This window comes from Mesorhizobium kamtschaticum, assembly GCF_056174585.1.
In genome coordinates this window covers 3,685,746-3,709,171 of record NZ_CM149691.1, presented here as the reverse complement: position 1 = coordinate 3,709,171, position 23,426 = coordinate 3,685,746, and the positions used below count along the sequence as shown (strand labels likewise).

Below are 23,426 nucleotides of genomic sequence, written 5' to 3'. Positions count from 1 at the left end.
GAGGCACTATGGGACAGGTTCTACACGGCCGGGCCACGACGACAGAGGCAACCCGTCGAGCAATACAAAATAGTCAAGAGAGCCTGAAGAAGCTCGCCAAGCGCTATGGCATCGATCCGAAGACGGTCGCGAAGTGGCGGCACCGAACCTCGACCGCCGATCTGCCGACCGGTCCCAGAGAGCCGCGCTCGACAGTGCTGTCGCTCGAAGAGGAAGCCGCCATCGTCGCCTTTCGCAAACATACGTTGCTGCCGCTCGATGATTGTCTATATGCCCTTCAGCCGACGATCCCACACCTGACGCGCTCGTCATTGCATCGCTGCCTTCAGCGCCATGGCATTTCGCGGTTACCGCAGACGGGCGCCGACAAGCCGAGCAAGAAGAAGTTCAAGGCCTATCCGATCGGCTATTTCCATATCGATATCGCCGAGGTGCAGACCGCCGAGGGCAAGTTGCGTCTGTTCGTTGCCGTCGACCGGACGTCCAAGTTCGCCTATGCCCAGCTGCATGCGACCGCCGAAAAGATCACGATGGTCCAGTTCCTTCGGGATCTGATCGCAGCCGTGCCCTATGTCATCCATACCATTTTGACCGACAACGGCATCCAGTTCACCAATCGCAGTTGCGACCGCCATGCCCCCCAGCATGTCTTCGACGACGTTTGCGCCGATCATGGCATCGAGCACCGGCTTACCAAGATCAATCACCCCTGGACAAACGGCCAGGTCGAGCGGATGAACCGCACCATCAAGGAGGCCACCGTCACGCGCTTCCACTATGACGATCACGATCAACTGCGCCGGCACCTCGCCGACTTCCTAACAGCCTATAACTTCGCCCGCAGGCTCAAGACCCTCAAAGGGCTCACACCTTATGAGTTCATCTGCAAAATCTGGAAAAAAGAGCCCAAACGCTTCCGACTCGACCCAACCCATCAAACGCCAGGACTAAACACCTAGGATCTGCGCCGCGACGCCTATGACGGGCCAAAACAGGCCAGGATAGAGCACCAACACCCGGTGCCCTCACAACGGTGATGCGTCGGGATAACATCCTGGTTCCGCTGCATTTTCCGGCAGAATTCGCGGCATGGATCCTAGGGTCTGCGCCGCGTCGCTGCGCTCCTTGCCCCGCCCTAGGATGACGAAGCACTCAGTCCGCATCACCGGCGGGCTTCGCCTTGCCGCATTGCGCCAGCACCTTGCCAATGGCCCCGCTCGACCCCTTCAGCGGAAAACTGGCCGCGCCATATTTGACTGAACTGACCGACACATCGCCCTTCGAACGCAGGAGATCCAGCAGCGGATCGGCCTTCGCCAGATTGACCACGAAATAATTGTACATTTCCTCCAGCTGCAGCGTCTTGGTCACCGTCTTGCCGTCGGCCTTGAAGTCGAACGCGCCGCTGACGCCAGGCTCCGTCTGCTGGCCGCTGGCACCCAGATCGTAGCTCAGCACCGGCGTTTCGAACAGGTCAGCATCAGATACGCATCGCCCTTCGGTCCGCCGCAGACCGAGGCGGTCAGCACCTTGCCGCCTTCATCCTCCTCCATCTTCGCGCTCCAGCCGCCGCAGGACGCGGCAAAGGCCGGCCGCGCCGCCTGCAATGCGGCCACGGCACCGGCGACGACGAGATATCCCGTTTTCATGATTTCCCCCCATGACTGAGCCACGACATTTGCAGCACCCGTCGACAGCATATAGGAAAAGCGATCCGGTGGCATCGCCTGTTCAGCACGGCCGCTCGGCCCCGGTTTGGAGAGAGTTGTGTTTAGCGTTCGCCTGTGTCTTCTGCTGGCCGCCCTGGTGGCCTTGCCTGTGACCGCCCATGCCGAGTGGAAGCCTGTCGAGAAGGTCGAGACCTACGCCATTTCGGGCCAGTCCGGGCTGGAGCTCTACCGGTCGATCGGCGAGAACGGGCCGAATGTCGGCATTACCCGTGCCATCGCCTACACCAACTTCAAGCTGACCTGGGGGGTCAGGGACTACAAGCCCAGAGGCAAGGATTGCGTGCTGACGGCGGGGAAGCCGAAACTGGTCATCACCTACACCTTGCCAAGTCCTTCCGCGCCGCTGCCGCCGGCCGTCCAGAAGAACTGGGAGGTGTTCATCGCTGGCGTCAGCGCCCATGAGAAGGTGCATGGCGCCAGCATGATAAAAATGGTGCATGACATCGAAGCCGCGACAGACGGGCTGACCGTCGCCGACGATCCCAAATGCAGCAAGACCAGGGCCGAAGTGGTCCGTCGGCTCGACGCGATCTCGAAGGCGAGGATACAGGGCAGCCGGGATTTCGACCGTGTCGAGTTCGGCCAAGGCGGCAATCTGCAGAAGCTTGTCCTCGCTTTGGTGAATGGCGGCTGAGCGCCATCAAGCCTCGGACACCAGACCCTCGAGAAGCGCCAAACCTTCCGGCCAGTCGCCCAGGCCGCTGTCGGCATTGATATGGCCGAACGGCCCAATGACGGCGATGCGGCTGCCCCATTGCGCCGCCCTCGCCTCGGCATACTCCTGCGAGCCATAGGGGTCGTCGGTGCTGGTCACCACCAGTGAGGGAAAGCGCAGCCGGCCCTGCGGAATTTTGGCGAAAGCCATGCCGTAGCCAGGAAAGACCGCTGATGCCGGATCGGGCACGCCGACCAGCAAGGCGGCCCTCACCGGCCTCTGCGAAATCTTCTGCCAGTGGGCGATCAACAGGCAGGACAGGCTGTGCGCGACCAGCACCGGTGGCTCCGGGGCCGCGATCACCGCGGCTTCCAGCGCCGCCAGCCAGTCGGTGAAATCGGGCAGGGCCCAGCTTGACGGCTGGAAGCGCCGCATCGCCGGACTGGCGCTTTCCCAGCGCGATTGCCAGTGCGCCGGGCCTGAACCGCCGCTACCCGGCAGGATGATGAAATACGTCACGTCGCCTTGCTCCTATCGATTGAGGGCGCATGGTGGCGTCTTGCGCTGACATCGAGAATGGGAAAACCATCGGAAAAATCCCTTTATTGCCGATGAATTCAAGGTGCCCATGAAGAACCACGATAAGCGCGCGCCGCTCGATCCGACCGACATCGCCATTGTCGAGGCCATGCAGGAGAACGGCCGCATCGGCATGTCGGAACTTGGCCGAAGGGTCGGCCTGTCGCAACCGGCAACCTCCGAGCGGGTCAAGCGGCTGGAGGAGCGCGGCGTCATTGCCGGCTACACCGCGGTGATCGATCCGACGGCGCTGGGTCTCGGCATGATGGCCATCATCCGCGTGCGCACCACGCATGAGCACATCCGCCCGTGCCTGAAGCAGTTCGCCGAAATGCCTGAGATTACCGAGGTGCATCGGCTGACCGGCGAGGATTGCTTCATCCTGAAGGTGGTCGTGCCCTCGCCCGCCCACCTTGAAACCATCGTCGACGCCGTGGCGCGCCATGGTGCGGTCACCACGGCGCTGGTGCTGCGCAGCGAGACGCCGAAGCCGATCGGCCGCCCGCTGATCCGGCGATCAGGCGGTTAGCGGCCCAAGCCTACCGGCTGAGGTCAAGCGCCGCACTCAGATCCCCCATCGGCGGCTGGTCGTTGTTGCGCAGCGCCTTGTCGCGGGCGACGATGCCGGTCAGCACCGGCAGATCAAAGCGCGCGGTGATGAAGCGCAGGATCGACGTCGTGTCGTACTGCGTGTGGTCGACCGTACCCATCTTCGCATAGGGCGAGATGATGAAGGCCGGGATGCGGTTGCCGGGTCCCCAGCGGTCGGCCTTGGGCGGCGCGACATGATCCCAGAAGCCGCCATTCTCGTCATAGGTGACGACCACCAGCATGTGGCCCCATTGCGGGCTCTTCTCCAGATGCGCGACGAGGTCGGCCAGATGCTGGTCGCCGCTCGCCACATCGGTATAGCCGCCGTGCTCGTTGAGATTGCCTTGCGGCTTGTAGAAGCTGACGGCCGGCAGCTTGCCGTCATCGATCGCCTTGATGAATTCGGCGCCGTCCAGGCCGCCATCCCTGAGATGCGCGGTCCGCGCGGCGGTGCCGGGCGCATAGGCGGCGAAATAGTTGAACGGCTGGTGGTGGAACTGGAAGTTCGGCACCGGCGTCGCGTTCTTGCCATCGAGCGTCGCTTGCCAGGCGCCGGAATACCAGGCCCAGTCGATGCCTTTGAGTGACAGGAGATCGCCGATGGTGATGTCGTGCTGCGGCGGCAGTGTAGTCGGCTGCGCCGGATCGGCCAAGGCCTTGTCACCGCCTTCGACCGGCTTGTTGGCGCTCGGCTGATAAGGCGGCTGCATGGTGTTGACGGCGTAGAAGTCGGGCGTGATGGCGCCGTCATTGACGAATTTCGGCACACCGCCGAGCGCCGAGGCCGGCGAATTGTCGGCCACCTTCAGCGTCTTGCCATCCGCCTCGACGACGGCGATCTGCCCTTTCACCGGGCTGGTGTCGGCATGCGGATAGACCGGCACGCAGGCGCAGGCGAGCTGGAAATGGTTGAGGAACGAGCCGCCAAAGGCGCCCTGGAAGAAATTGTCGGCCAGCACGTATTTCTTCGCCACCGCCCACATCGGCAGGCCGGAGCCGTCATAATGGCCCATCACCAGCCCGCCGGCATCGGCCCAGGCGACGAACTTGTCGTTCCGGCCAGCGTCGATCTGCATCTGCTCCTGGTAGAAGCGGTGCCAGAGGTCGCGCGTGATGACGGAGGTCTTCTCGTTGAAGCCGGCAGCGTCGTCGATGGCGAAGCTGGCATTGCTGAGATGCGCCGACTGCGCCTCGGTCACAACAGGCGTCACCCCCTTGCCGGTCAGCCCACCCCAGGCCGGCGGCAGTTCGGTGAGCGGCTTGCCGTCACGGTCAAGCTGACGCACCTGGTCGGCCGAGACATTGGCCAGCCCATTGGCGCCGGGGAAACCACCATAGAGATTATCGAAGCTGCGGTTCTCGGCATAGATGACGACGACGGTGTCGATCTTGTCGTAACCGGGAGGGGCGGCGTGGGCAGCAGTGGCGAACGATGCCAGCGCCGTCGAGGCGAGGCAAAGCGAGAGAAAAGACCTGGTCATGGGAAGATGCCTCGTGGCTAGGGGATGGCTGGAGGAATTTTTCGACGCTAGGGCTGGTGCTTGTCAGCTTTGTGACATCTCGGCGTGTGCATGTGGATAGCAGGAAACGCCAGCCCGACAGCGCCCCCTCTGTCCTGCCGGACATCTCCCCCACGAGGGGGGAGATTGGCAGCTTTCGCGACCGCGCCTTTTCAAACTTTGGTGATTGGCGAAAGCCGAGACGACATCCAATCTCCCCCCGTGTGGGGGAGATGTCCGGCAGGACAGAGGGGGGCGCGAGGGAACGCAGCGCAGACGAAGTTGAACCTCACCAGCGGTCATCAATCCGTAGCAATACACTTCTAGCCAAGGGCAAACGGACTGGACTGCCCATGACACGATGGAAATCCGCTGCCTTCGCAACTTTTGCCGGCATCACGATCTTATGGCCAGCCGACGGCCTGCCAGCGGGCAGCGTCCACCCCGGCCCGCTATCGCGCGCCGACGCCTTCGCCAGGGCGCAGGCACTGACCGCGCTTGGCAAAAAGATGTTCTTCGACCCGGCGCTGTCGGCGTCGGGCAAGCAGGCCTGTTCGTCCTGCCATGACCCGCACCACGCCTTCGGCCCGGCCTCGGCCTCGCCGGTCGAGATGGGCGGGTCAAACCTCGACCAGCCGGGCGTGCGCGCCGTGCCCTCGCTGCGCTACCTGCAGGCCGCGCCCGCCTTCACCGAGCATTTCTACGATTCCGAAGACGAGGGCGATGAGAGCGTCGACAATGGCCCGACCGGCGGCCTGACCTGGGACGGCCGCGCCGACCATGGCAAGGACCAAGCGAAGATCCCCCTGCTCTCGCCCTTCGAGATGGCCAACAAGGATGAGGCCGCCGTCGCCGCCGCCTTGCGCAAGTCAGCCTATGCCGAAGAGTTCAAAGCAACCTTCGGCGACGAGGTGTTCGATCATCCGGGTGACGCCTTCGACGCCGCCGCCGAGGCGCTCGGCACCTTCGAGCAGAGTGCCGCCGATTTCTATCCCTATTCCAGCCGCTACGACGCTTTCCTCGCCGGCAAGGCCGAGCTCACGGCACAGGAAATGCGCGGCCGCGCGCTGTTCGAGGACGGGACCAAGGGCAATTGCGCCAGCTGCCATCTCAGCGAACCGGCCAATGACGGCGAGCCGCCGCAATTCACCGATTTCGGCCTGATCGCCATCGCCGTGCCGCGCAATGCGGCGATCCCGGCCAATGCCGATCCCAGCTATATCGATCTCGGCCTGTGCGGCCCGCTGCGCACCGACTTCCACGGCCGCAGCGAATATTGCGGCCTGTTCAAGACGCCGACCCTGCGCAACGTCGCGCTGCGCAAAAGCTTCTTCCACAACGGCACCTTCCACACGCTGCGCGACGCCGTCGCCTTCTACGTTAGCCGCGACACCGACCCCGGCCATTGGTACCCCAGAAATGCCGACGGCACGGTCAATAAATATGACGATCTGCCAAAGGCTTACTGGCCGAACTTAAATCAGGATCCGCCCTTCAACGGCAAAAAGCCCGGCGACAAGCCGGCGCTGAACGACGCCGAGATCGACGATATCGTCGCGTTTCTCGGCACGCTCACCGACGCCGATCAGCAGGCGGTGCCAGCGAACTGAACCGCCCTGCCCATTTTGGCCTGCCCGCTGGCGAAAGAAAGGGTTCTGGATTTGCCGGATTTGATGCGCCGCAACGCTTGGGACCGGTAAAGAAAGACATATCCCATTAGCGCTTCCTAAACCGCTCTACGATAACCCTCGTCACTCGATGGTGGGACTCTGATGAACGCATTCAGGCGAGCGGCCGGATTTGTTGTGATCCTGTTGACCGGCGCGGCGACGCTGGCGGCGTTGCATATCGATGCCCAGCGAAACTTCGCGCTGGCCAAGGAGCGCTATCTCGAGAATTCCCAGGCAGCTTCCAGAGCGACGGCCAAGACCGTCGAAGACGCCTTGCGGGCCGTCTATGAAAATGTGCGGACCTTGACCTATCTGCCCAGCGTCCGAAACCTCGACCGGCACGGCACCAATCTGGGCGACGAAGGCCGCGCGACAATCCAGCAGATCTACAACAACCTCGCCAACAACGTCTCCATTTCCGAGGTTTACTTCCTGCCGCTGGATTTCAACCCGGACCGCTTCGATGCGGTGACCGGCAAGCTCGAGGAGCCGATCCTCCAATTCGACCAGCTGATCGTCAATGCCAAGGCGAGATCCGAGGTCGCCGCGGACGCGAAGCCCGGAAAATTGGACCAGAATGCCCTGGTCCGCCCCCCCGAGGAGATCGAGACCTATGAATACCACGAACTGGCCAAACAGCTCGCCTGGCTGAAGACGAACTATCCGAATTCGAGCGCCATTGACGGGTTGAATGTGCCGATTATCGGCACGAAGGAGCTCATCACTTGCGACAACACCGATTTCATCCACACCGGCAATGACGCCGATCGCTCAGGCTTCATCCTTTCGGTCCCGGTCTTCGGCGGGGATGGCAGCTTGCGCGGCTCCGTGTCGGCGATCATGCTGACCTCGGCGCTGCGGAAACTGTTGCCGAGCAACGACTACGTCATCGTCAATTCAGGCTACGGGTTTGAATCCGACCAGCACAAGATGTCGACGGCCCTGGCGGCGGATTCCCGCGCCTTCACGGCGGCCGACCCCGATCTGATCTATTCCGAAGTCATCCCGCTCTCGCTCAACGATCCCAGGAGCGCATGGCGTCTCTGGGCCGGTTTTCCCAACAGCCGGTTCGATAGTAACCTGGACGTCCAGTCCGTGCGTGAATTCGAACTGGCCGGTTATGCGGCGGTCGCGGTGGTCACGCTGCTGGCGCTGGCCTGCTGGTACGCGATCGGGCGGACAATGACGATGCAGGTCGAGGCCGCCGAGACCCTGGAGCGGCGGGTCGAGGAACGAACCGCCGAGATCCAGCACCTCGCCACGCACGACATTCTCACCGGCCTGCCCAACCGAGGTCTCCTGGCCGAAACGATGGACGAGGCATTGAGAAGCCTCAGGGACGGCGAGAAACTGGCTGTCCATTGCGTCGATCTCGATCGTTTCAAACCGGTCAACGACACGCTCGGCCATCCGGTCGGCGACGAGTTGCTCGGTGCGGTGGCGAAGCGGTTGAAACACCATGCCGGCGAAACCGCCATGGTCGCGAGAATTGGCGGGGACGAGTTCGTCATCCTTCAGCTCCTGCTCGACGGCAACGATGAGGCCGGCGTGCTGGCAAGCCGCGTCATTCATGCCCTGTCCGACGAATTCTCCATCCAGGGTCACAAGATCAACATCGGTGGCAGCATCGGCATCGCCGTCTTCCCCGACGACGGGCAAAATTCGGAAACCCTTATCCGCAATGCCGACCTGGCTTTGTACAAGGCCAAGATGGAGGGTCGTGGCACCTGCAGGTCGTTCGAGCCAGGAATGGACGCGAGACTGCAGGAGCGGCGCCAACTCGAATCCGAACTGGCGCTCGGCGTGAAAAAGGAACAGTTCGTCCTGCACTATCAACCGCTGCACGACGCAAAGACCTCGCAACTCACCGGCTTCGAAGCGCTGGTGCGATGGAACCATCCGCGCCTCGGCCTGCTGCCGCCGTCGGAGTTCATCCAATTGGCCGAGGAGACCGGCGTCATTGACGCGCTTGGCGAGTGGATCATGCGGCGTGCCTGCGCCGACGCCGTGAAATGGCCCCTGCCCGTCAAGGTCGCGGTCAATCTCTCGCCGGCCCAATTCAAGCAGCAGGGGCTGCCGCTTCAGGTCGCCGCGGCGCTCGCGGCTTCAGGCCTGCTGCCGTCACGGCTCGAGCTGGAGATCACCGAGTCGGTTCTGCTGGCGAACAACGAAAACACGCTAAACACGCTGCACAGCCTGCGCGACCTCGGCATCTCCATAGCCATGGACGATTTCGGCACCGGCTATTCTTCGCTGAGCTATCTCAGGTCGTTCCCGTTCAACCGCATCAAGATCGACCGCAGCTTCGTCAGCCTGATGTGCGAGAGCAGCGAAAGCCGGGCGATCGTCAAGGCCGTCGCCGAACTCGGCACCACGCTCGGCATGACGACGACCGCCGAAGGCGTCGAGACCGAGGACCAGTACAGGCTGGTCAGGGAGAATGGCTGCACGGATGTCCAGGGCTGGTATTTTGGCCGCCCGATGCCGGCCTCCGAACTTCATACGCTTTTCGAACAGCCGGAAGCCCTGACCGCGTAATCTGTCTGACTGCCGCCTCCCCTTGGCAAGCGCGATCAGACCATGAAACGGCCTGTGCCGGTTTCAAGAAATGATTGAAGAACTGCGTATGGGTCGCGAGAGCCTTCGCCTCAGAACCTGGTTCCTCGCCCCCGCTTGCGGGTCGCTTGCGGGGGAGAGGCGACTCGGCAAAACCGAGACGGAGCGGGGGAACTGGTGCGACCGTGGCCTAAGCTTTCTGGGCAACGTCTTTTGCTTGGCGAAGGCCCCCTCTCCGGCCGCTTCGCGGCCACCTCTCCCCCACTTCCGTGGGGGGCGAGGAACCAAGCCTGGTCGACGCCTCACAGCGCCCGGATAACACCCCCATCCACACGGATGTTCTGGCCGGTGATATAGCCGGCGCCTTCCGATGCCAGGAACGCAATCGTCGCGGCGACCTCCTCCGAGGTGCCGTAGCGCTGCATCGGCACGTTGTCGCGACGCTCTTCGGTGGCCGGCAGGCTGTCGATCCAGCCCGGCAGCACATTGTTCATGCGCACATTGTCAGCTGCATAGGTGTTGGCGAATATCTTGGTGTAGGCGGTCAATCCGGCGCGGAAGACGGCCGAGGTCGGGAACATCGCGCTCGGCTCGGCCACCCAGGCGGTCGAGATGTTGATGATGGCGCCACCCTTCTGCTTGACCATCTGCGGGGCAACGATACGCACCGGCCGGATGACGTTGAGCAGGTAGACATCCATGCCGGTGTGCCACTGCTCGTCCGTGATCTCAAGGATCGGCGCGCGCGGCCCGTGGCCACCGCTGTTGACCAGCACGTCGATGCGGCCATAGCGCTCCAGCGTCAGGTCGACCAGCCGCTGCAAATCGTCGTTCGACTGGTTGGAGCCGGTGACGCCGAGCCCGCCCAGTTCCTTGGCCAGCGCCTCGCCCTTGCCCGAGGACGACAGGATGGCGACCTTGAAGCCGTCCGCCGCCAGGCGCTTCGCTGCCGCGGCACCCATGCCACTGCCACCGGCCACCACAACGGCTACTTTTTCTACACTCATTGGATTTTCCTCTCAGGATTGGCGGGCACCGCAAGCGGTGTTTTCGGGACTTGAGCGGTGATATAGCTGGTTTTCCGCCCCGTTCGAACCAGAATGCCTGAAATCAACCTGTAGAAAAACTCCTGCATGCCCGAAGCCTTCCTGAGCTTGCCGCCATTGAATGCGCTGCGCGCCTTCGAGGCCTCGGCGCGTCATCTCAACTTCCGCATCGCCGCCGAGGAGTTGAACGTCACGCAAGGGGCGGTTGCCCAGCACATTCGCGGGCTGGAGGCCGATCTCGGCACGAAGCTGTTCGAGCGGCTGCCGCGCGGCCTGGCGCTGACCGACGAGGGCCGCGCCTATGTGCCCAACATCCGCCGCGCCTTCGATCTGATTTCGGAGGCGACGCTGCTGCTGCGCCCCGAGCCGGCGCGGCTGACGATCAGCGTGACGCCGAGCTTCGCCACCAAATGGCTGATCCCCAGGCTGCAGGATTTCATGGCTGGCAACCCGCTGGTCGACCTGCGCGTGCTGGCCAGCGAAAGCCTGTCGAGTTTCCAGGCCGATGGCGTCGACATCGCGGTCAGGCAAGGCCGCCCGCCCTTCGGCGCCGGCCTGATCGTCGACCTGCTGTTCCCCCAGCAGATCATCGCCATCTGCAGCCCGACCCTGCTGCCGGCCGGCACAACCGAAATCGCGGCAGCCGAAATCCAGCATCACGTCCTGCTGCACGACGCCCACAATCTGTGGCCTGAATTCATGGAAAAGGCGGTCGGCCTGAAGATGACGACCGAGCTGAAACGCATGCGCTTCAACCAGACCAGCCTCGCCATCGACGCCGCCATCGCCGGCCAGGGCATAGCGCTGGCCAGCCGCTTCCTCGTCGCCGCCGATCTCGCCGCCGGCCGGCTGGTCCAGCCGGTCAGCGGCGAAATGCGCGGCACGCAGGATTTCTATGTCGTCATGCCGAGAAAACAGCGCCATCCCGAGCCGACACAAGCCGTGCGGCAATGGCTGCTCGATGCGGGGGAACGGGCGCTGCTGTGAGGGGCTATCCCTCGCAAGTTCTCTCGCATCGCCGTTGGCGGTTGGAGTAAGGGGATTCGCGCCTGCTGTGGTTGATCAAATTCGAGCCCCGATGACGTTGCCGCTGAATGGGGGTATGCAATCGATATGCAAAAAAACCGTTCGGAGACTGTTTTCGAAGGTTGGCTTGATGCCAACAGATTGCAATGGCGTTCCATCCCACCCGGCCTGAGCAAAACGCCCGATTACGTCATCACCATGAGCCCGGGCGTAGAGGTCGTCTTTGAACTTAAGCAGATCGAAACCGACCGCGACTGGAAGGATGAAGTCGTGCATGGTGGCAAGGTCGGCGGCTTTATTCGCGAGCGAATCAATCGCAGCAAGCCGCAGATTAAGGCTTCGGCGGCAGCGGGAAAGGGTACCGTATTGGTGATATTCAATAACTACGACCCGCTGCAACTATCCGGCACCGAGAACCATGATTTCATCGCCGCGATGTACGGCGATTTTACTCTGCAAATTGGTGTCGAAAGCCGGAAAATTGACAGACGCTTCCTCAGCGACGGCAGGTCGTTTCAACCGAACAAGAACACCTCATTCAGCGCGCTCGCCCGCCTCAAGGAGAGTGGTCGGGAGGCAGCATCAAGTGTCACCGTCTTCGAGAATATCTTCGCCTCGAAACCGCTCGACTATGGTATGTTGCCAAGATGTTTCGAGGTGATGCGTTTCGAATCGGATGCCTAAAGCCCCGTTCGTCGGAGATCGAGCATTGCTGCCTTGATGCCGAGCAATTCGAACTTTGGGCCGTAAATCGTCTCAAGCAACTCAAGCGCGATAAGCCCACACTGCGCGGTGGTTTTTAGTGCCATTTCGAGTTGCACACCATCTCCGTGCTGCAGGATTCCGAGCATCTTCCGTCGATCTGCTTCCTCGATCATCTTGAGGTTTGCTGTCACTGCACGCTCATTCGGGTGCCCACCGAAATCGATTGTACGCTGGTAAACGGTCTCGAAGCGTTGCGCCGCATGCCTATTGGCTGCGGTCACGGACTTCAACACCTCGACATGCTGAAATGCTTTCTTCGAAGCCTTCATGCCGGCTTCGTCTTCGTGGCGATCGAGCCAGATCTTGCCACGCGATTGATCCTTGTTGATATGCACGGCATAGGCCGCATATTCGAGTACCGAGCGACACTGCACATAGCACTCCGCTGCCTGTCCAGACATGGCAAGCCCGCTGGCAGTCCGGTACGCACCGATGCATCGGATGAACAGCATCGCGAGTATCTCGCTTTCGGGATTGAGCCAGTCTTTCGTGGCCTTGGCAAACTGGGCGTCGATTGCCACCAGCTTGACCACCGGCTCGCGCTTTTTCACAAAGGTCGCATATTGGTTCTGATGGGCAGCCTCTAGGAATTTCGAGAGCTCGTCATTGCCCCAGCCCGGTGGCTTTGGGTTGGACGACGGCAATTTGGTGCCTCTGTTTGTCATTCGACCCTCTACTAAAATCGCCCACCCCTAACCCTCCATCGTCTCTAGCACACTCAGCAGCGTGCCCTCCATGTCGGGCTCGCCGCCGGAACAGACGCACAGCATCTCGGCATCGCCCTCGCCCAACGAGGCATGGTCCATGGAATCGATGCAAACACTTTCGTCTTGACCTTGGACAGCATCGACACCGTGGCGCCGGTCAGCGCGCTGACCTCACGCAAGGTCCAGCCATACGTTTTTCTCAAAGCCCGCAGACAATCACCAAGGTTCGGTTGCTCCGACATTGTCAGCTCCATGGCGCGGCGATACGACAGATAGATGCAGTCGAATCCCTCCCCAAAAATCATCGTTATCGGTGGTGGCATTGCCGGCTTGTCGCTGGCTGCCGCCGTCCGGGACTGGGCCGCCGTCACCGTCCTCGAGCGCGAGCCGCATCTCGGCTATCACGCCAGCGGCCGCTCCGCCGCCTTGTTCACCGAGACCTATGGCAATCGGGTGGTGCGCGGGCTGACGCTGGCCAGCCGGCAGGCAATCGTCGAGGGCGGCTTCGTCGCCCATCGGCGCGGCGCGCTGAATGTCGGCTGGGCCGGAGACGGCGCGGCGATAGACCGTCTGGCCGGCGAATTGCAGGCCCTGGTGCCCGACGTGCGGCGCCTGTCGGCGGCCGAGCTGCATGCGATGGTCCCAGTCATTGCAGCCGAAGCCACCTGCGGCGGCGTCTATGAGCCGGACGCGGTCGACGTCGATACAGGCAAGATGCTGGCGGCCTGTGCTTCGGCGCTGAAGGCCAGCGGCGGCTTGATCCGCACCGGCGAGGAGGTCCGCACCGTCTCACCCAACGGCCACGGTCTGCGGGTGGAAACGAGCGCCGGCATCTACTCGGCCGACATCGTCGTCAACGCCGCCGGCGCCTGGGTCGATGTCGTCGCCGGGCTGGCGGGGCTCCCCGGCCTCGGCTTCCAGCCCAAACGCCGCACCGCCTTTCTGTTCGACCCGCCCGCCGGCACCGACATTGCCGGCTGGCCGCTGGTGGTCGATCTGCACGAACAATTCTACTTCAAGCCGGATGCCGGCAGGCTGATCGGCTCGCTCGCCGACGAGACCGATTCCGAGCCTTGCGACGCGCATCCGGAAGACCTCGACGTCGCCATCGGCGTCGACCGCATCGAACAGGCGACGTCGATGCGCATCGGCCGTCCCTCGACGCCGTGGGCGGGCCTGCGCACCTTCGCGCCCGACCGCACGCCGGTCGCCGGCTTCGACCCGCGCCTGCCCGGTTTCTTCTGGCTCGGCGGCCAGGGCGGCTACGGGTTCCAGGTGTCGCTGACCTTGGCCAGGCTGAGTTCGGCGCTGATGCGCGGCGAGCCCCTGCCCGGCGACGTCACGGCCATCGGCGTCACGGCCGCGGCGCTGGCGCCCGACCGCTTCCTGGCCCCGGCGACGCCATGAAGTTCAGGCCCTTCCCTTCGGCGCGGCCTATGCCGCACTCGTGACGGCAAGATGCCGCGCGGAAGTGGATCGCCGCGCCGGGATATGAGACGCTGTCTGGCCCCGGACGCGAGATGCCGCCATGAAACCCACACTGCCACTGCTGTTGAGCCTCAATGGCGGCTATGTCGATACGGCCGGCTCCTGGCGCTGCAGGGCCTGTTCACCGCGCACGTAACAGGGAATTTCGTCACGCTCGGTGCCTCGCTGGTGCTCGGCATTTCGGGCGTGCTGGCAAAGCTGCTGGCGCTGCCGGTGTTCTGTATCGTCGTCATCCTGACCCGGCTGGCCGGCGAACACTTGCGCCGGCGGGGGCATCAGGCGCTTGGGGTCCTGCTGGCGACCAAACTGGCGCTGCTTATCCTCGGCGCCGCACTGGCGATCCGCTTTGGCCCCTTCGCCAGCGGCGACAGCGCGGCCGCGATCGTCACCGGCATGGTGCTGGTCGCCGCGATGGCAATCCAGAACGCGGTTCACCGGGTCCATCTGGCGGCCGCCCCGCCTTCGACGCTGATGACCGGCACCACCACCCAGATCATGATCGACCTCGCCGACCTCATCGGCGGCACGGCACCGGAGGCCCGCCCAGCCCTCATTGCCCGCTTGCGTCGCATGGCGGCCGCGGTCGCCGTGTTCGCCGCCGGCTGCGCCGCCGCCGCGCTCGGCTATGCCTTCGCCAATGTCTGGTGCTTCGTCATCCCGCCGGTGATCGCGCTGGCCGCGCTGCTGCTGCGGCTTTCAGCGCCGGACGCGGAGACCAGGTAGTAGGCAACTTGCCTCACGGCGCTAGAGCACGCAGCGCAAGCCTGGCCGCTCGATATTCGTCGAAGTTCTTGGGACAATCGCTCACGGCGAGCCTGTAGAGTCGAAGGGCTTCGTCGCCATGTCCCTGGATCGAGCTAAGCTCGGCGCTATAGAAATTGGCCTCACACACGCGTCCGGTTTTCGTAGCCGTATCCGGGTCGTCGGCTGCGGCCAGCGTCTCGGCGGGCGTTTTCTCGCCGAGCAACATGCGGACCACCGGCGCCGGCCACTTCGTCATGTCGAGCTTGCTGGTCGCTTCCTGCAAATGATCCACCCCTGCAGTACGCCGGTCGGCCAGACCAAGCATGATAGCAAGATAGGCGTCGTCAGGCTTGAGCATTGCTGCTTGTTCCAAATCCGCTTGCGCTTTGCCAAGCGCACCGGAATACCAATTCAGAATGCCACGACCGGAGTAGCCATAGGCATCTTGGGGATCAAGGAGGATTGCCGTGCTGAAGTCGGCAATGGCGTGGTCAATGTCGCCGCCCTTATCGATCCAGGCGAGGCCTCTATCGCGGTAAGCGCTGGCGTCTTTCGGGTCGAGGCCGATCGCCTGGTCGAGATCGGCGATGACGCGGTCATAGTCGCCCTTACGAGACCAAGCCATGGCCCGATTACGGTAAGCCTTGGCGTATTTCGGATTGAGACTGATCGTCTGATCGAAATCGGCGATGGCGCGGTCGTAGTCGCTCCTGTCAACCCAAACCAGTCCTCGATTGTTGTAGGCATCGATGTTTTTCGGATCGAGGCCGATCGCCTTGTCATAGTCGGCAACGGCGTGGTCGTTGTCGCCCTTCCGATACCAGGTCAGACCACGGTTGCCGTAGAGCACCGCTTTCGTCGGATCGAGGGTGATTGCCTGGCTGAAATCGGCAATGGCGCGATCGTAATCACTCTTTGCAAACCAGGCTTTGCCTCGGTTGTAGTAGGCCGTGCCAAATTTCGGATCGAGGTCGACCGCCTTGTCGTAGTCAGCGAGGGCTCGATCATTGTCGCCCTTATGTGCCCATGCCAAGCCCCGGTTGGAGTAAGAAATGGCCAGTTTCGGATCGAGGGTGATGGCCTGATCGTAATCGACGATAGCGCGATCGTATTCGCCCTTATCAACCAAAATCACGCCTCGATTGACGTAAGCACGCATATATTTCGGATCTACTTCTATTGCCTTGGTGTAGTCGGTCATCGCACGATCGCGGTCACCCTTTTGCGACCACACCAGTGCCCGATTGTAGTAAGCGCCGGCGTATCTCGGATCGAGATTGATGGCCTGCTCGTAGTCGGCCATAGCGTGGTCGTAATCGCCCTTGGTAAACCAAATCAGACCTCGATTGGTGTAGGCATCGGCGCTTGGATGCAGGCTGATTACCTGGTCGCTGTCGGCCATGGCACGGTCATAGTCGCCTTTGTTAAACCATGCCATGGCTCGATTGTAATAGGCACCCGCAAACGTCGGGTCGAGGCTGATAGCCTGATCGAAGTCAGCCATGGCGCGATCCACATCGCCCTTGGCCGCAAGCGCGGCGCCCCGGTTGTTGTAGGTTTCGACCCGTTTCGGATCGAGATCGAGCGCCTTGGCGTAATCGGCGAGCGCACGGTCATTGTCGCCTTTTCTGAACCAGGCATAGCCTCGACCATTGTAGGCGTCGGCGCTTTTCGGCTCGATGCTGATCACCTTGTCAAAATCGGCCACGGCCTGGTCGAAATCACCTTTGTGAACATTCACCATGGCGCGTTGCCAATAGACGTCCACCCGCGCGGGCTCAAGGCCGATTGCCTGATCGAAATCGGCGATGGCGCGGTCGTAGTCCGCCTTGGCGTCCCAGCCAATGCCGCGCCTGAGGTAAGCGGTGCTGCGCTGGTCGGCGTGCCCGGCCGCGTCGTCGATGACTTGCGTGCAGGCTTCCATTTGCCGGGCGCCGCCGGCAACCTGGTTGACGCAATCGGCAAGATTAACGTCAGCCGGGGCACACCCCGGCAGCGCCAGCAAAACGACAATGCCGGCAAGCGCTCGCCAGCAAGGCCAACGCCGTTTCAGGACTGATCCGATCAACTCACCCCCGCGTCAAAGGCAGTTGCGCAACGTCTCGCGCACAACACGGGTTTGACTGTAGTCGATAAGTTTTTTTGAGCAATCGCTGAAGTGTCTACTTGAAAAGGCAGCCCTCAGTCTTCGTCCGTCCAGATCAGGCGCAGCAGGCGCAGCAGCGTCGCCCGCTCCTTCTTCGTCAGCCGTTGCAAAAACCTGTCCTCATGCCGGCGAACCTGTTGCCGCCATCCCGGCATGGCCTGTCTGGCCGCCTGCGTCAAGGTCAGCACCCGCACGCGCTTGTCCTCGGCATGGTCGTCGCGTTCGACCAGTCCGCGCTCTTCCAACTCTGCCAGCAGCGGTGCCATGTTGGCGCTCTTCATGCCGAGCAGGCGGCAGAGTTCTGCGGCACGGATGCCAGGCTTCTCATCGATCAGCGCCAGCATGCCGTAGGTGACCGGGCGCAGCGCCGCATCGGCCAGCTCGACCGAAAAATCGTTGAGCGCGAAAGCCGAGGCACGTCTCAGATTGTAGCCGATCTGCGCGTCGAGCGCGTCCTCGGGCATGGCACTTCGCGCGACAGTACTGGCGTGAACCTCTGTATCATCCATGCTGCAACCGATCACCGCGATCCCCCCTCTTGTCAAGCGAAAAAGACTATGCGACATAGCAATAAGGATAGCTATGCTCCATAGCAATTTTCCATAGCTGTGGTGAATCGGGAGGATACCGACCATGACCGACGAGACCGTTGCCTTCGATGTCGAGAACGGCATCGCCTGGGTGCGCTTCAACCGGCCGGCCAAGCGCAATTGCATGAACCCGGCGCTCAACCGGCGCATGATGGAGGTCCTCGACGAGCTCGAGTTCCGCGACGATGTCGGCGTGCTGGTGCTGTCGGGCGAAGGCAGCGCCTGGTCGGCGGGCATGGACCTCAAGGAATATTTCCGCGAGACCGAGGCCAAAGGCCTTGGTGCCATCCGCAAGGCGCAGGCGGAAGCCTATGGCTGGTGGCGGCGGCTGCGCTGGTACGGCAAGCCGACCATCGCCATGGTCAATGGCTGGTGCTTTGGCGGCGGCTATGGTCCGCTCTTCGCCTGCGACCTCGCCTTTGCCGCCGACGAAGCGCAGTTCGCGCTGTCGGAGATCAACTGGGGCATCCTGCCCGGCGGCGGCGCCACCAAGGTGGTGGTCGACCTCTTGTCGATGCGCGATGCCATGTACCACGCCCTGACCGGCGAACTGATCGACGGCAGGAAGGCCGCCGCCTGGAAGCTGGTCAATGAAAGCCTGCCGCTGGCCGACCTGAAGGCGCGCGTCACCGAGGTTGCGAACACCTTGCTGAAGAAAAACCCGATTGCGCTCAAGGCGACCAAGGATGCCATCCGCCGCGTCGCCGAGATGACCTACGACAATGCCGAGGACTATCTGGTGCGGGCGCAGGAGGCGGCGAACTTCCACGACAATTCGGGCCGCAAGGAAGGCATCCGCCAGTTCATCGACGAAAAGAGCTACAAGCCCGGCCTCGGCGCTTACGATAAGGCCAGATGACGCGACTGCCGCAATCTGGGAGGAGATGCGAATGCCGGCCTGGACAACGCCCGATCCCGTGGCCCTGCATGCCAGGGCGCAGCCGGATCGTCTTGCTTGTGTCGACCTGGTATCCGGCCGGCGCTGGACCTACCGCGCCTTCGACGAGGCCATCCAGCGCGCCGTCGGCGTTCTCGAAACCGGCCACGGCATCGAACCGGGACAACGGATCGCCACGCTTGCCCGCAACAGCGCCGATCTGCTGATCCTGCAGCAGGCCGCCATGCGGCTCGGCGCCATCTTCGTACCGCTCAACTGGCGGCTCGCCGCCGCCGAACAGCAGGCGATCCTCGAGGATTGCGACCCGGTGTTGCTGCTGCATGACACGGCAATCGACCTGCCATTGACCAAGCGCTGTATGCCTGTCGAAGTCGCCAGCTTCGCGAAAGCGGTCGAGGCGCAGGCACCGGCGCCGCGCCGTCCCCTGCCCGCCGGCGATGCGCCATCGATCATCCTCTACACCTCAGGCACATCGGGCCGGCCGAAAGGCGTCACCATCACGGAGCGCAACGCCTTGGCCACGGCGATCAATTTCGGCGTGCTCGGGCGGGTCGGCAATGCCAGCGTCTTCCTCTGCGACGCGCCGATGTTCCATGTCATCGGCCTCATCACCAATTTGCGCCCGCCGCTGCTGCAGGGCGGCACGGTGCTGATCTCGGCCGGCTTTGACGCCGGCGCCACCAACCGGTACCTCGCCGATCCGGCCCTTGGCGTCACCCACTATTTCTGCGTGCCGCAGATGGCCAGGATGCTGCGCGACCATCCGGATTTCGCGCCGGCGAACTGGACCACGCTGACCGCCATCTTCACCGGCGGCGCACCCAACCCGGCCGCCGACATCAACTGGTGGCTGGCGCAAGGCGTGCGCATGGCCGACGGCTTCGGCATGACCGAAGCCGGCACGGTGCTTGGCATGCCGGTCGAGGCCGACCGCATCACAGGCAAGGCAGGCTCGGCCGGCCTTGCCGCGCCGATGATCAGCCTGCGCATCGTTGACGACGAAGGCCGCGACGTCGCTGCCGGCGAACCAGGCGAGATCTGGCTGTCCGGCCCCTCGATCACATCAGGCTACTGGAATCGGCCGGAAGAGACGGCTAGCGCCTTCACCGCCGATGGCTGGTTCCGCACCGGCGACATCGCACGGCAGGATGAAGAAGGCTTCATCACCCTCGTCGACCGCCGCAAGGACATGTTCATTTCCGGCGGCGAGAACGTCTATCCCGTCGAAATCGAGATGGTGCTGCTCGACCATCCCGACATCGCCGAGGCCGCGGTGATCGGTATCGCCGACAAGCGCTGGGGCGAAGTCGGCCGCGCTTTTCTCGTGGTCAGACCCGGTTGCGCGCTCGATCCCGCCGATCTGGCTGCCCACTGCGGCGCCCGCATCGCCCGCTACAAGGTGCCGAAGGAGTTTCTGCTCACTGAAGCGCTGCCGCGCACCGCCTCCGGCAAGATCCAGAAACACATCCTTCGCACATGGACGGCACCAGCCGGCGGCCAGGACTGAGCCATTCAGCCGGCCGACCGGAAGATAGCGACGGCCGCGGCAACGATGTCCGCATTGTCCTTGGCCGCCGTTCCGTCGGCCAGCGTCCTGCCGTCCTCCAGCCCAACCCGCGTCGACCAGCGCATTTGGCGCGCCAGTTCCACGAACGGCCAGACGGTGGCATCGAAGCCATGCAGCAGGATCGGCCGCCGCACTTCGGCGTGCTCCAGCACGGCGGCGATCCCATGCGCCTCGTCGAGCGCTTTGGACAAATCCTGGATATCGATCTCGATCAGGATGCGCAGCACCCGGCCGGCAAGTGCCACGAAGCGCTCGGCATCGGCGACAGTGGCAAGCCCGGCCTCGATGCCGACGCCGCGCTGGCGCAACAGCTCCATCACGGCGGGCGCGTCGGCCTCCGACAGATTGACCGAGGCATAGTCGGGCAGCTCGCGCCAGCCGGCGATCGCCGCGCGGGTCCGCGCGACATCGTTTTCGATCCAGGCGCCGGTCGAGACACCGACAAGCGTGCCCGGGCAGGCCCGGCGCACGGCAAGCACTGTCGCGTCGACCGCGGCCAGGCTTTCGCGCCCGTCCGCACCGCGCGGATGGATGTGCAGTTCGGCGGCACCGGCGGCAACGCAGGCGGCAGCATCGGTCGCCATGGCCTGCGCCGTCAGCGGCAGCTTCGGGTGGAAATCGCGCGGACGCGCGCCGTTGACGCAGGCTTGGACAATCATGAATGTCACCTCGAACAAGGAGGTAGCAGTCTAGCCGTGCCGCAAGGCAGGGCAAAGAGTTGCGCGGCGTCTCTCCTGACAGCGCGGCCAGGATCCAGCGGCATTTGAATAAAACTCGCCTGTGGATATTTACCCCGCGTTCCGCCGGGCGGGCCAGATACATTAGGGCGGGATCATGGAGGGACCGTTGACCAGCGATTTTTCAGCCGCCCGTATCCATCTCGAACGCGCCTATCACTATCTGCGCGGCAATGACGAGACGAGCCGCTTGACATGCGAGGCCCTCGACCTGCTGATCGAGACGGTGGCGGAAGCACAGCACCGGCGGCCCGAGCCTGGAGTGGTGGAATTTCCGCATCAAACAGCGCGGCAAACCGGCTGATCAGGATGCCTTGCGGACACTTGCTCCGCTTGCCGGCCCGCTCGCACGGGCGACAATCTGCTCCAGCGGTTCCGGCCGGTGCAAGAGAAAACCTTGGCCGAAATCGACACCCATCGCCTGCAGGATGCCGAGCGTCTCCGGCTCTTCGATCTTCTCGGCCACGACGGCGCAGCCGACGCTGCGGGCAATGCCTGATATGGCCGAGACGATCTCGCGGTCGAAGCGGCTTTCGGCAATGTGCTCGATGAAGGAGCCGTCGATCTTGATGGCATCGACGGGAAAACGCCTGAGATATTCGAACGAACTCATGCCGGCGCCGAAATCGTCGAGGCTGACCTTGCAGCGCCGCTCGCGCGCCTTGCGCACGAACGTCTCGGCAGCGTCGAAATTGGTGACGGCGGCGGTTTCGGTGATCTCGAAGCCGATGCCGGAATGCGGCGCCCCGGTTTGCTCGATGATGCTGTCGACGAAGTCCCACAAACCGGGATCGCTCAGCGTCTGCGCCGACAGGTTGAAGCCGAGCGTGATCGCGCCGGACTTCATCGCCGCACCATGCCGCGACAGCGCGGTGCGGATGATCCAGCGGTCGAGCCTGGCGGCAATGCCGAAGCGCTCCGCCGCCGGAATGAAGTCGCCGGGCGGGATCAGCTTGCCACTACGCCCGACAAGGCGTGCCAGCACCTCGACATGGCGGTTTTCCTGCCACGGCCGGCCCAGCCTGTGGATCTCCTGGCCGAACAGTTTCAGCCTTCCGTCCTCCATGGCGTCGACCGTGTCGGCGGCGAGCCGCGCCGCGTTGAGGCCGCCGGAATTGGCCTCCGCCGAAAACACCGCGAAGCGATCGCGCCCGGCCGCCTTGGCCGCGTAGCAGGCGTCGTCGGCACAGGCCAGCGCGTCGGCGACCGTGGTGGCCCGGTCGTTGACGATGGCGATGCCGATGCTTGCCGCGAGCCGCCGCGCGGTCGCGGCAAGACCGAGATCGGCACCGCGCACGGCCGCCAGTATGCCGCCGGCCAGCCGCTCGGCTTGCGCCGCGTCGCAATGGGGCACCAGCAGGGCAAATTCGTCGCCGCCGAGGCGCGCCGCATGCGCCGATGGCGGCAGGCAGCGGCCAATGCCGGCCGCGACGCTCTTCAGCGCCAGATCGCCGGCGGCGTGGCCGGCGAAATCGTTGAGCGCCTTGAAGTAATCGAGATCGACATAGAACACCGCCAGCGGCACGCCCGTGGCGATGTGGTCGGCAAGCAGCCTGTCGAAGGCGGAACGGTTCCACAGGCCGGTCAGCGCGTCGTGACGGGCGGCGAAGGCAAGCTCCTGTTCGCGCAGCTTGTCCTCGGTGATGTCGCGCACCGTGCCGAGGATCTGGCCGGCAGCGCCCGCGGCGGCGACGAAACGCACCAGCGATTCGACATGGCGGACCTCGCCGTCGCGCTTGATGATGCGGTATTGCGAGGCGGTGACACCGTCCGAGCCGGGGGGCGGCTGGTGCGCGCGCTCGGTGGCTTCCTTGTCGTCGGGGTGCAGGAAGCTGTGCCAGAGGTCGGCCGCCACCTCGTCGGTGTCGGCGACGACGCCGAACATGTCCCTGGTGCGCGCGTCCCAGTAGCTTTTGTTGGTGGCAATGTCGTAGTGCCAGATGCCGGTGCCGCTGGCGGCGAGCGCCAGGCGGAAGCGCACATTGACCTTTTCGAGCTCGACCTCGGCCGCCTTCTGTCTGGAAATGTCGGTTTGCACGCCCATCAGCCTGACCGGCTTTCCGGACGCGTCGCGCTCGACGATGCCGCCGCGATCGAGCACCCACACCCAGTGGCCCTGCTTGTGCTTTAGCCGCAGTTCCGTCTCGATCGACGGGGTCAAGCCGGCAATGTGGGCGTCGCCGCTGGCCAGCGCCCGCTCGCGGTCGTCGGGATGCGTCAGTTGCAGCCAGAGATCGGCCGTGTCGGCAAGCTCGCCCTCCTCATAGCCGAGCATGCGCCACCATGTCGGCGAATAGAAGCAGCTGCCGTTTGCAATATCCCAGTCCCAGACGCCAAGATGAGCACGTTCGAGCGCCAGCGCCCAAAACTCTCCATTGCGACTTTTCTTGCCCTGACGCGCCATCTTCTGTTTCGCTCATCCCCGCCAGCGG

General features: G+C 63.5%; 22 protein-coding genes and 1 pseudogene. 12 read left to right on the top strand and 11 right to left on the bottom strand.

What is annotated here, in order from left to right:
- Positions 1 to 8 precede the first annotated feature (8 nt).
- Positions 9 to 959, top strand: a complete 951-nt coding sequence (locus AC0V7N_RS18330; protein ID WP_475460078.1) for an IS481 family transposase — start codon at positions 9 to 11, stop codon at positions 957 to 959.
- 193 nt (positions 960 to 1,152) lie between these two features.
- Here AC0V7N_RS18330 and AC0V7N_RS18325 read toward each other — a convergent pair whose 3' ends face one another.
- On the bottom strand, positions 1,153 to 1,458 hold the full coding sequence (locus AC0V7N_RS18325) for a hypothetical protein (RefSeq protein WP_496627176.1): 306 nt from the start codon (positions 1,456 to 1,458) through the stop codon (positions 1,153 to 1,155).
- Positions 1,452 to 1,649 (bottom strand): hypothetical protein, encoded by a 198-nt coding sequence (locus AC0V7N_RS18320; RefSeq protein ID WP_496627175.1) that lies wholly within the window; start codon positions 1,647 to 1,649, stop codon positions 1,452 to 1,454. The genes AC0V7N_RS18325 and AC0V7N_RS18320 overlap by 7 nt, the downstream gene beginning before the upstream one ends.
- Before the next feature lie 118 nt (positions 1,650 to 1,767).
- Here AC0V7N_RS18320 and AC0V7N_RS18315 point away from each other — a divergent pair, with 118 nt between their 5' ends.
- The gene (locus AC0V7N_RS18315; protein ID WP_475460073.1) at positions 1,768 to 2,364 is read left to right on the top strand and encodes a DUF922 domain-containing Zn-dependent protease; all 597 of its coding nucleotides are present in this window, start codon (positions 1,768 to 1,770) and stop codon (positions 2,362 to 2,364) included.
- Between the two features lie 6 nt (positions 2,365 to 2,370).
- On the opposite strand, the gene AC0V7N_RS18310 is transcribed toward AC0V7N_RS18315, so the two are convergent.
- Positions 2,371 to 2,904 (bottom strand): RBBP9/YdeN family alpha/beta hydrolase, encoded by a 534-nt coding sequence (locus tag AC0V7N_RS18310; RefSeq protein ID WP_475460070.1) that lies wholly within the window; start codon positions 2,902 to 2,904, stop codon positions 2,371 to 2,373.
- Between the two features lie 109 nt (positions 2,905 to 3,013).
- On the opposite strand from AC0V7N_RS18310, the gene AC0V7N_RS18305 reads away from it, so the two are divergent.
- Positions 3,014 to 3,493, top strand: coding sequence for an Lrp/AsnC family transcriptional regulator (locus AC0V7N_RS18305; protein ID WP_475460067.1), 480 nt, complete (start codon positions 3,014 to 3,016; stop codon positions 3,491 to 3,493).
- A gap of 10 nt (positions 3,494 to 3,503) precedes the next feature.
- On the opposite strand, the gene AC0V7N_RS18300 is transcribed toward AC0V7N_RS18305, so the two are convergent.
- Entirely contained in the window at positions 3,504 to 5,036 is a 1,533-nt protein-coding gene (locus AC0V7N_RS18300) for an acid phosphatase (RefSeq protein WP_475460065.1), read from the bottom strand.
- Positions 5,037 to 5,407: 371 nt separating this feature from the next.
- On the opposite strand from AC0V7N_RS18300, the gene AC0V7N_RS18295 reads away from it, so the two are divergent.
- Positions 5,408 to 6,664, top strand: a complete 1,257-nt coding sequence (locus tag AC0V7N_RS18295) for a cytochrome-c peroxidase (protein WP_475460062.1) — start codon at positions 5,408 to 5,410, stop codon at positions 6,662 to 6,664.
- A gap of 162 nt (positions 6,665 to 6,826) precedes the next feature.
- The gene (locus tag AC0V7N_RS18290; RefSeq protein ID WP_496627174.1) at positions 6,827 to 9,262 is read left to right on the top strand and encodes an EAL domain-containing protein; all 2,436 of its coding nucleotides are present in this window, start codon (positions 6,827 to 6,829) and stop codon (positions 9,260 to 9,262) included.
- 320 nt (positions 9,263 to 9,582) lie between these two features.
- On the opposite strand, the gene AC0V7N_RS18285 is transcribed toward AC0V7N_RS18290, so the two are convergent.
- Both AC0V7N_RS18285 and AC0V7N_RS18280 read right to left on the bottom strand, forming a co-directional pair.
- Positions 9,583 to 10,287: an SDR family oxidoreductase gene (locus tag AC0V7N_RS18285; RefSeq protein WP_475460054.1), complete on the bottom strand. Its 705-nt coding sequence runs from the start codon at positions 10,285 to 10,287 to the stop codon at positions 9,583 to 9,585.
- Positions 10,284 to 10,415 carry a hypothetical protein gene (locus tag AC0V7N_RS18280; RefSeq protein WP_496627173.1) on the bottom strand — a complete coding sequence of 44 codons (132 nt, stop codon included), beginning with the start codon at positions 10,413 to 10,415 and terminating at the stop codon, positions 10,284 to 10,286. Before AC0V7N_RS18280 ends, AC0V7N_RS18285 begins: the two co-directional genes overlap by 4 nt.
- Between AC0V7N_RS18280 and gcvA the strand changes: the two genes are divergently transcribed.
- Together gcvA and AC0V7N_RS18270 are read left to right on the top strand one after the other, a co-directional pair.
- Entirely contained in the window at positions 10,414 to 11,313 is a 900-nt protein-coding gene (gcvA, locus tag AC0V7N_RS18275) for a transcriptional regulator GcvA (RefSeq protein ID WP_475460051.1), read from the top strand. The two genes, AC0V7N_RS18280 and gcvA, sit on opposite strands and share 2 nt — an antisense overlap.
- 126 nt (positions 11,314 to 11,439) lie before the next feature.
- On the top strand, positions 11,440 to 12,036 hold the full coding sequence (locus AC0V7N_RS18270) for a hypothetical protein (protein ID WP_475460048.1): 597 nt from the start codon (positions 11,440 to 11,442) through the stop codon (positions 12,034 to 12,036).
- Here the strand turns inward: AC0V7N_RS18270 and AC0V7N_RS18265 are convergent.
- Positions 12,033 to 12,782, bottom strand: a complete 750-nt coding sequence (locus AC0V7N_RS18265; RefSeq protein ID WP_475460046.1) for a hypothetical protein — start codon at positions 12,780 to 12,782, stop codon at positions 12,033 to 12,035. The genes AC0V7N_RS18270 and AC0V7N_RS18265 overlap by 4 nt on opposite strands.
- 318 nt (positions 12,783 to 13,100) lie before the next feature.
- On the opposite strand from AC0V7N_RS18265, the gene AC0V7N_RS18260 reads away from it, so the two are divergent.
- Positions 13,101 to 14,231, top strand: a complete 1,131-nt coding sequence (locus tag AC0V7N_RS18260; RefSeq protein WP_475460044.1) for an NAD(P)/FAD-dependent oxidoreductase — start codon at positions 13,101 to 13,103, stop codon at positions 14,229 to 14,231.
- A gap of 121 nt (positions 14,232 to 14,352) precedes the next feature.
- Positions 14,353 to 15,035: pseudogene (locus AC0V7N_RS18255) on the top strand (YoaK family protein).
- 13 nt (positions 15,036 to 15,048) lie between these two features.
- On the opposite strand, the gene AC0V7N_RS18250 reads toward AC0V7N_RS18255, so the two are convergent.
- Together AC0V7N_RS18250 and AC0V7N_RS18245 are read right to left on the bottom strand one after the other, a co-directional pair.
- Positions 15,049 to 17,124: a tetratricopeptide repeat protein gene (locus AC0V7N_RS18250; RefSeq protein WP_475460042.1), complete on the bottom strand. Its 2,076-nt coding sequence runs from the start codon at positions 17,122 to 17,124 to the stop codon at positions 15,049 to 15,051.
- Between the two features lie 113 nt (positions 17,125 to 17,237).
- Positions 17,238 to 17,711, bottom strand: a complete 474-nt coding sequence (locus AC0V7N_RS18245; RefSeq protein WP_475460039.1) for a MarR family winged helix-turn-helix transcriptional regulator — start codon at positions 17,709 to 17,711, stop codon at positions 17,238 to 17,240.
- Positions 17,712 to 17,835: 124 nt separating this feature from the next.
- Here AC0V7N_RS18245 and AC0V7N_RS18240 point away from each other — a divergent pair, with 124 nt between their 5' ends.
- Both AC0V7N_RS18240 and AC0V7N_RS18235 read left to right on the top strand, forming a co-directional pair.
- Entirely contained in the window at positions 17,836 to 18,651 is an 816-nt protein-coding gene (locus AC0V7N_RS18240; RefSeq protein ID WP_475460037.1) for a p-hydroxycinnamoyl CoA hydratase/lyase, read from the top strand.
- 25 nt (positions 18,652 to 18,676) lie between these two features.
- A complete protein-coding gene (locus tag AC0V7N_RS18235; protein WP_475460034.1) occupies positions 18,677 to 20,197 on the top strand; it encodes an AMP-binding protein in 1,521 nt (506 codons plus the stop codon).
- Positions 20,198 to 20,202: 5 nt separating this feature from the next.
- On the opposite strand, the gene AC0V7N_RS18230 is transcribed toward AC0V7N_RS18235, so the two are convergent.
- Positions 20,203 to 20,916 carry a 3-keto-5-aminohexanoate cleavage protein gene (locus AC0V7N_RS18230; RefSeq protein ID WP_475460032.1) on the bottom strand — a complete coding sequence of 238 codons (714 nt, stop codon included), beginning with the start codon at positions 20,914 to 20,916 and terminating at the stop codon, positions 20,203 to 20,205.
- A gap of 187 nt (positions 20,917 to 21,103) precedes the next feature.
- Here AC0V7N_RS18230 and AC0V7N_RS18225 point away from each other — a divergent pair, with 187 nt between their 5' ends.
- Positions 21,104 to 21,298 (top strand): hypothetical protein, encoded by a 195-nt coding sequence (locus AC0V7N_RS18225; protein ID WP_475460030.1) that lies wholly within the window; start codon positions 21,104 to 21,106, stop codon positions 21,296 to 21,298.
- On the opposite strand, the gene AC0V7N_RS18220 is transcribed toward AC0V7N_RS18225, so the two are convergent.
- Positions 21,299 to 23,398, bottom strand: coding sequence for an EAL domain-containing protein (locus AC0V7N_RS18220; protein ID WP_475460027.1), 2,100 nt, complete (start codon positions 23,396 to 23,398; stop codon positions 21,299 to 21,301).
- Positions 23,399 to 23,426 lie beyond the last annotated feature (28 nt).

Coding starts and splice junctions, on each gene's coding strand:
- AC0V7N_RS18260 (WP_475460044.1), top strand. CDS start 13,101: ATGCAGTCGAATCCCTCCCCAAAAATCATCGTTATCGGTGGTGGCATT.
- AC0V7N_RS18235 (WP_475460034.1), top strand. CDS start 18,677: ATGCGAATGCCGGCCTGGACAACGCCCGATCCCGTGGCCCTGCATGCC.
- AC0V7N_RS18305 (WP_475460067.1), top strand. CDS start 3,014: ATGAAGAACCACGATAAGCGCGCGCCGCTCGATCCGACCGACATCGCC.
- AC0V7N_RS18230 (WP_475460032.1), bottom strand. CDS start 20,916: ATGATTGTCCAAGCCTGCGTCAACGGCGCGCGTCCGCGCGATTTCCAC.
- AC0V7N_RS18240 (WP_475460037.1), top strand. CDS start 17,836: ATGACCGACGAGACCGTTGCCTTCGATGTCGAGAACGGCATCGCCTGG.
- AC0V7N_RS18285 (WP_475460054.1), bottom strand. CDS start 10,287: ATGAGTGTAGAAAAAGTAGCCGTTGTGGTGGCCGGTGGCAGTGGCATG.
- AC0V7N_RS18265 (WP_475460046.1), bottom strand. CDS start 12,782: ATGACAAACAGAGGCACCAAATTGCCGTCGTCCAACCCAAAGCCACCG.
- AC0V7N_RS18320 (WP_496627175.1), bottom strand. CDS start 1,649: ATGAAAACGGGATATCTCGTCGTCGCCGGTGCCGTGGCCGCATTGCAG.
- AC0V7N_RS18220 (WP_475460027.1), bottom strand. CDS start 23,398: ATGGCGCGTCAGGGCAAGAAAAGTCGCAATGGAGAGTTTTGGGCGCTG.
- AC0V7N_RS18330 (WP_475460078.1), top strand. CDS start 9: ATGGGACAGGTTCTACACGGCCGGGCCACGACGACAGAGGCAACCCGT.
- AC0V7N_RS18295 (WP_475460062.1), top strand. CDS start 5,408: ATGACACGATGGAAATCCGCTGCCTTCGCAACTTTTGCCGGCATCACG.
- AC0V7N_RS18245 (WP_475460039.1), bottom strand. CDS start 17,711: ATGGATGATACAGAGGTTCACGCCAGTACTGTCGCGCGAAGTGCCATG.
- gcvA (WP_475460051.1), top strand. CDS start 10,414: ATGCCCGAAGCCTTCCTGAGCTTGCCGCCATTGAATGCGCTGCGCGCC.
- AC0V7N_RS18280 (WP_496627173.1), bottom strand. CDS start 10,415: ATGCAGGAGTTTTTCTACAGGTTGATTTCAGGCATTCTGGTTCGAACG.
- AC0V7N_RS18290 (WP_496627174.1), top strand. CDS start 6,827: ATGAACGCATTCAGGCGAGCGGCCGGATTTGTTGTGATCCTGTTGACC.
- AC0V7N_RS18300 (WP_475460065.1), bottom strand. CDS start 5,036: ATGACCAGGTCTTTTCTCTCGCTTTGCCTCGCCTCGACGGCGCTGGCA.
- AC0V7N_RS18270 (WP_475460048.1), top strand. CDS start 11,440: ATGCAAAAAAACCGTTCGGAGACTGTTTTCGAAGGTTGGCTTGATGCC.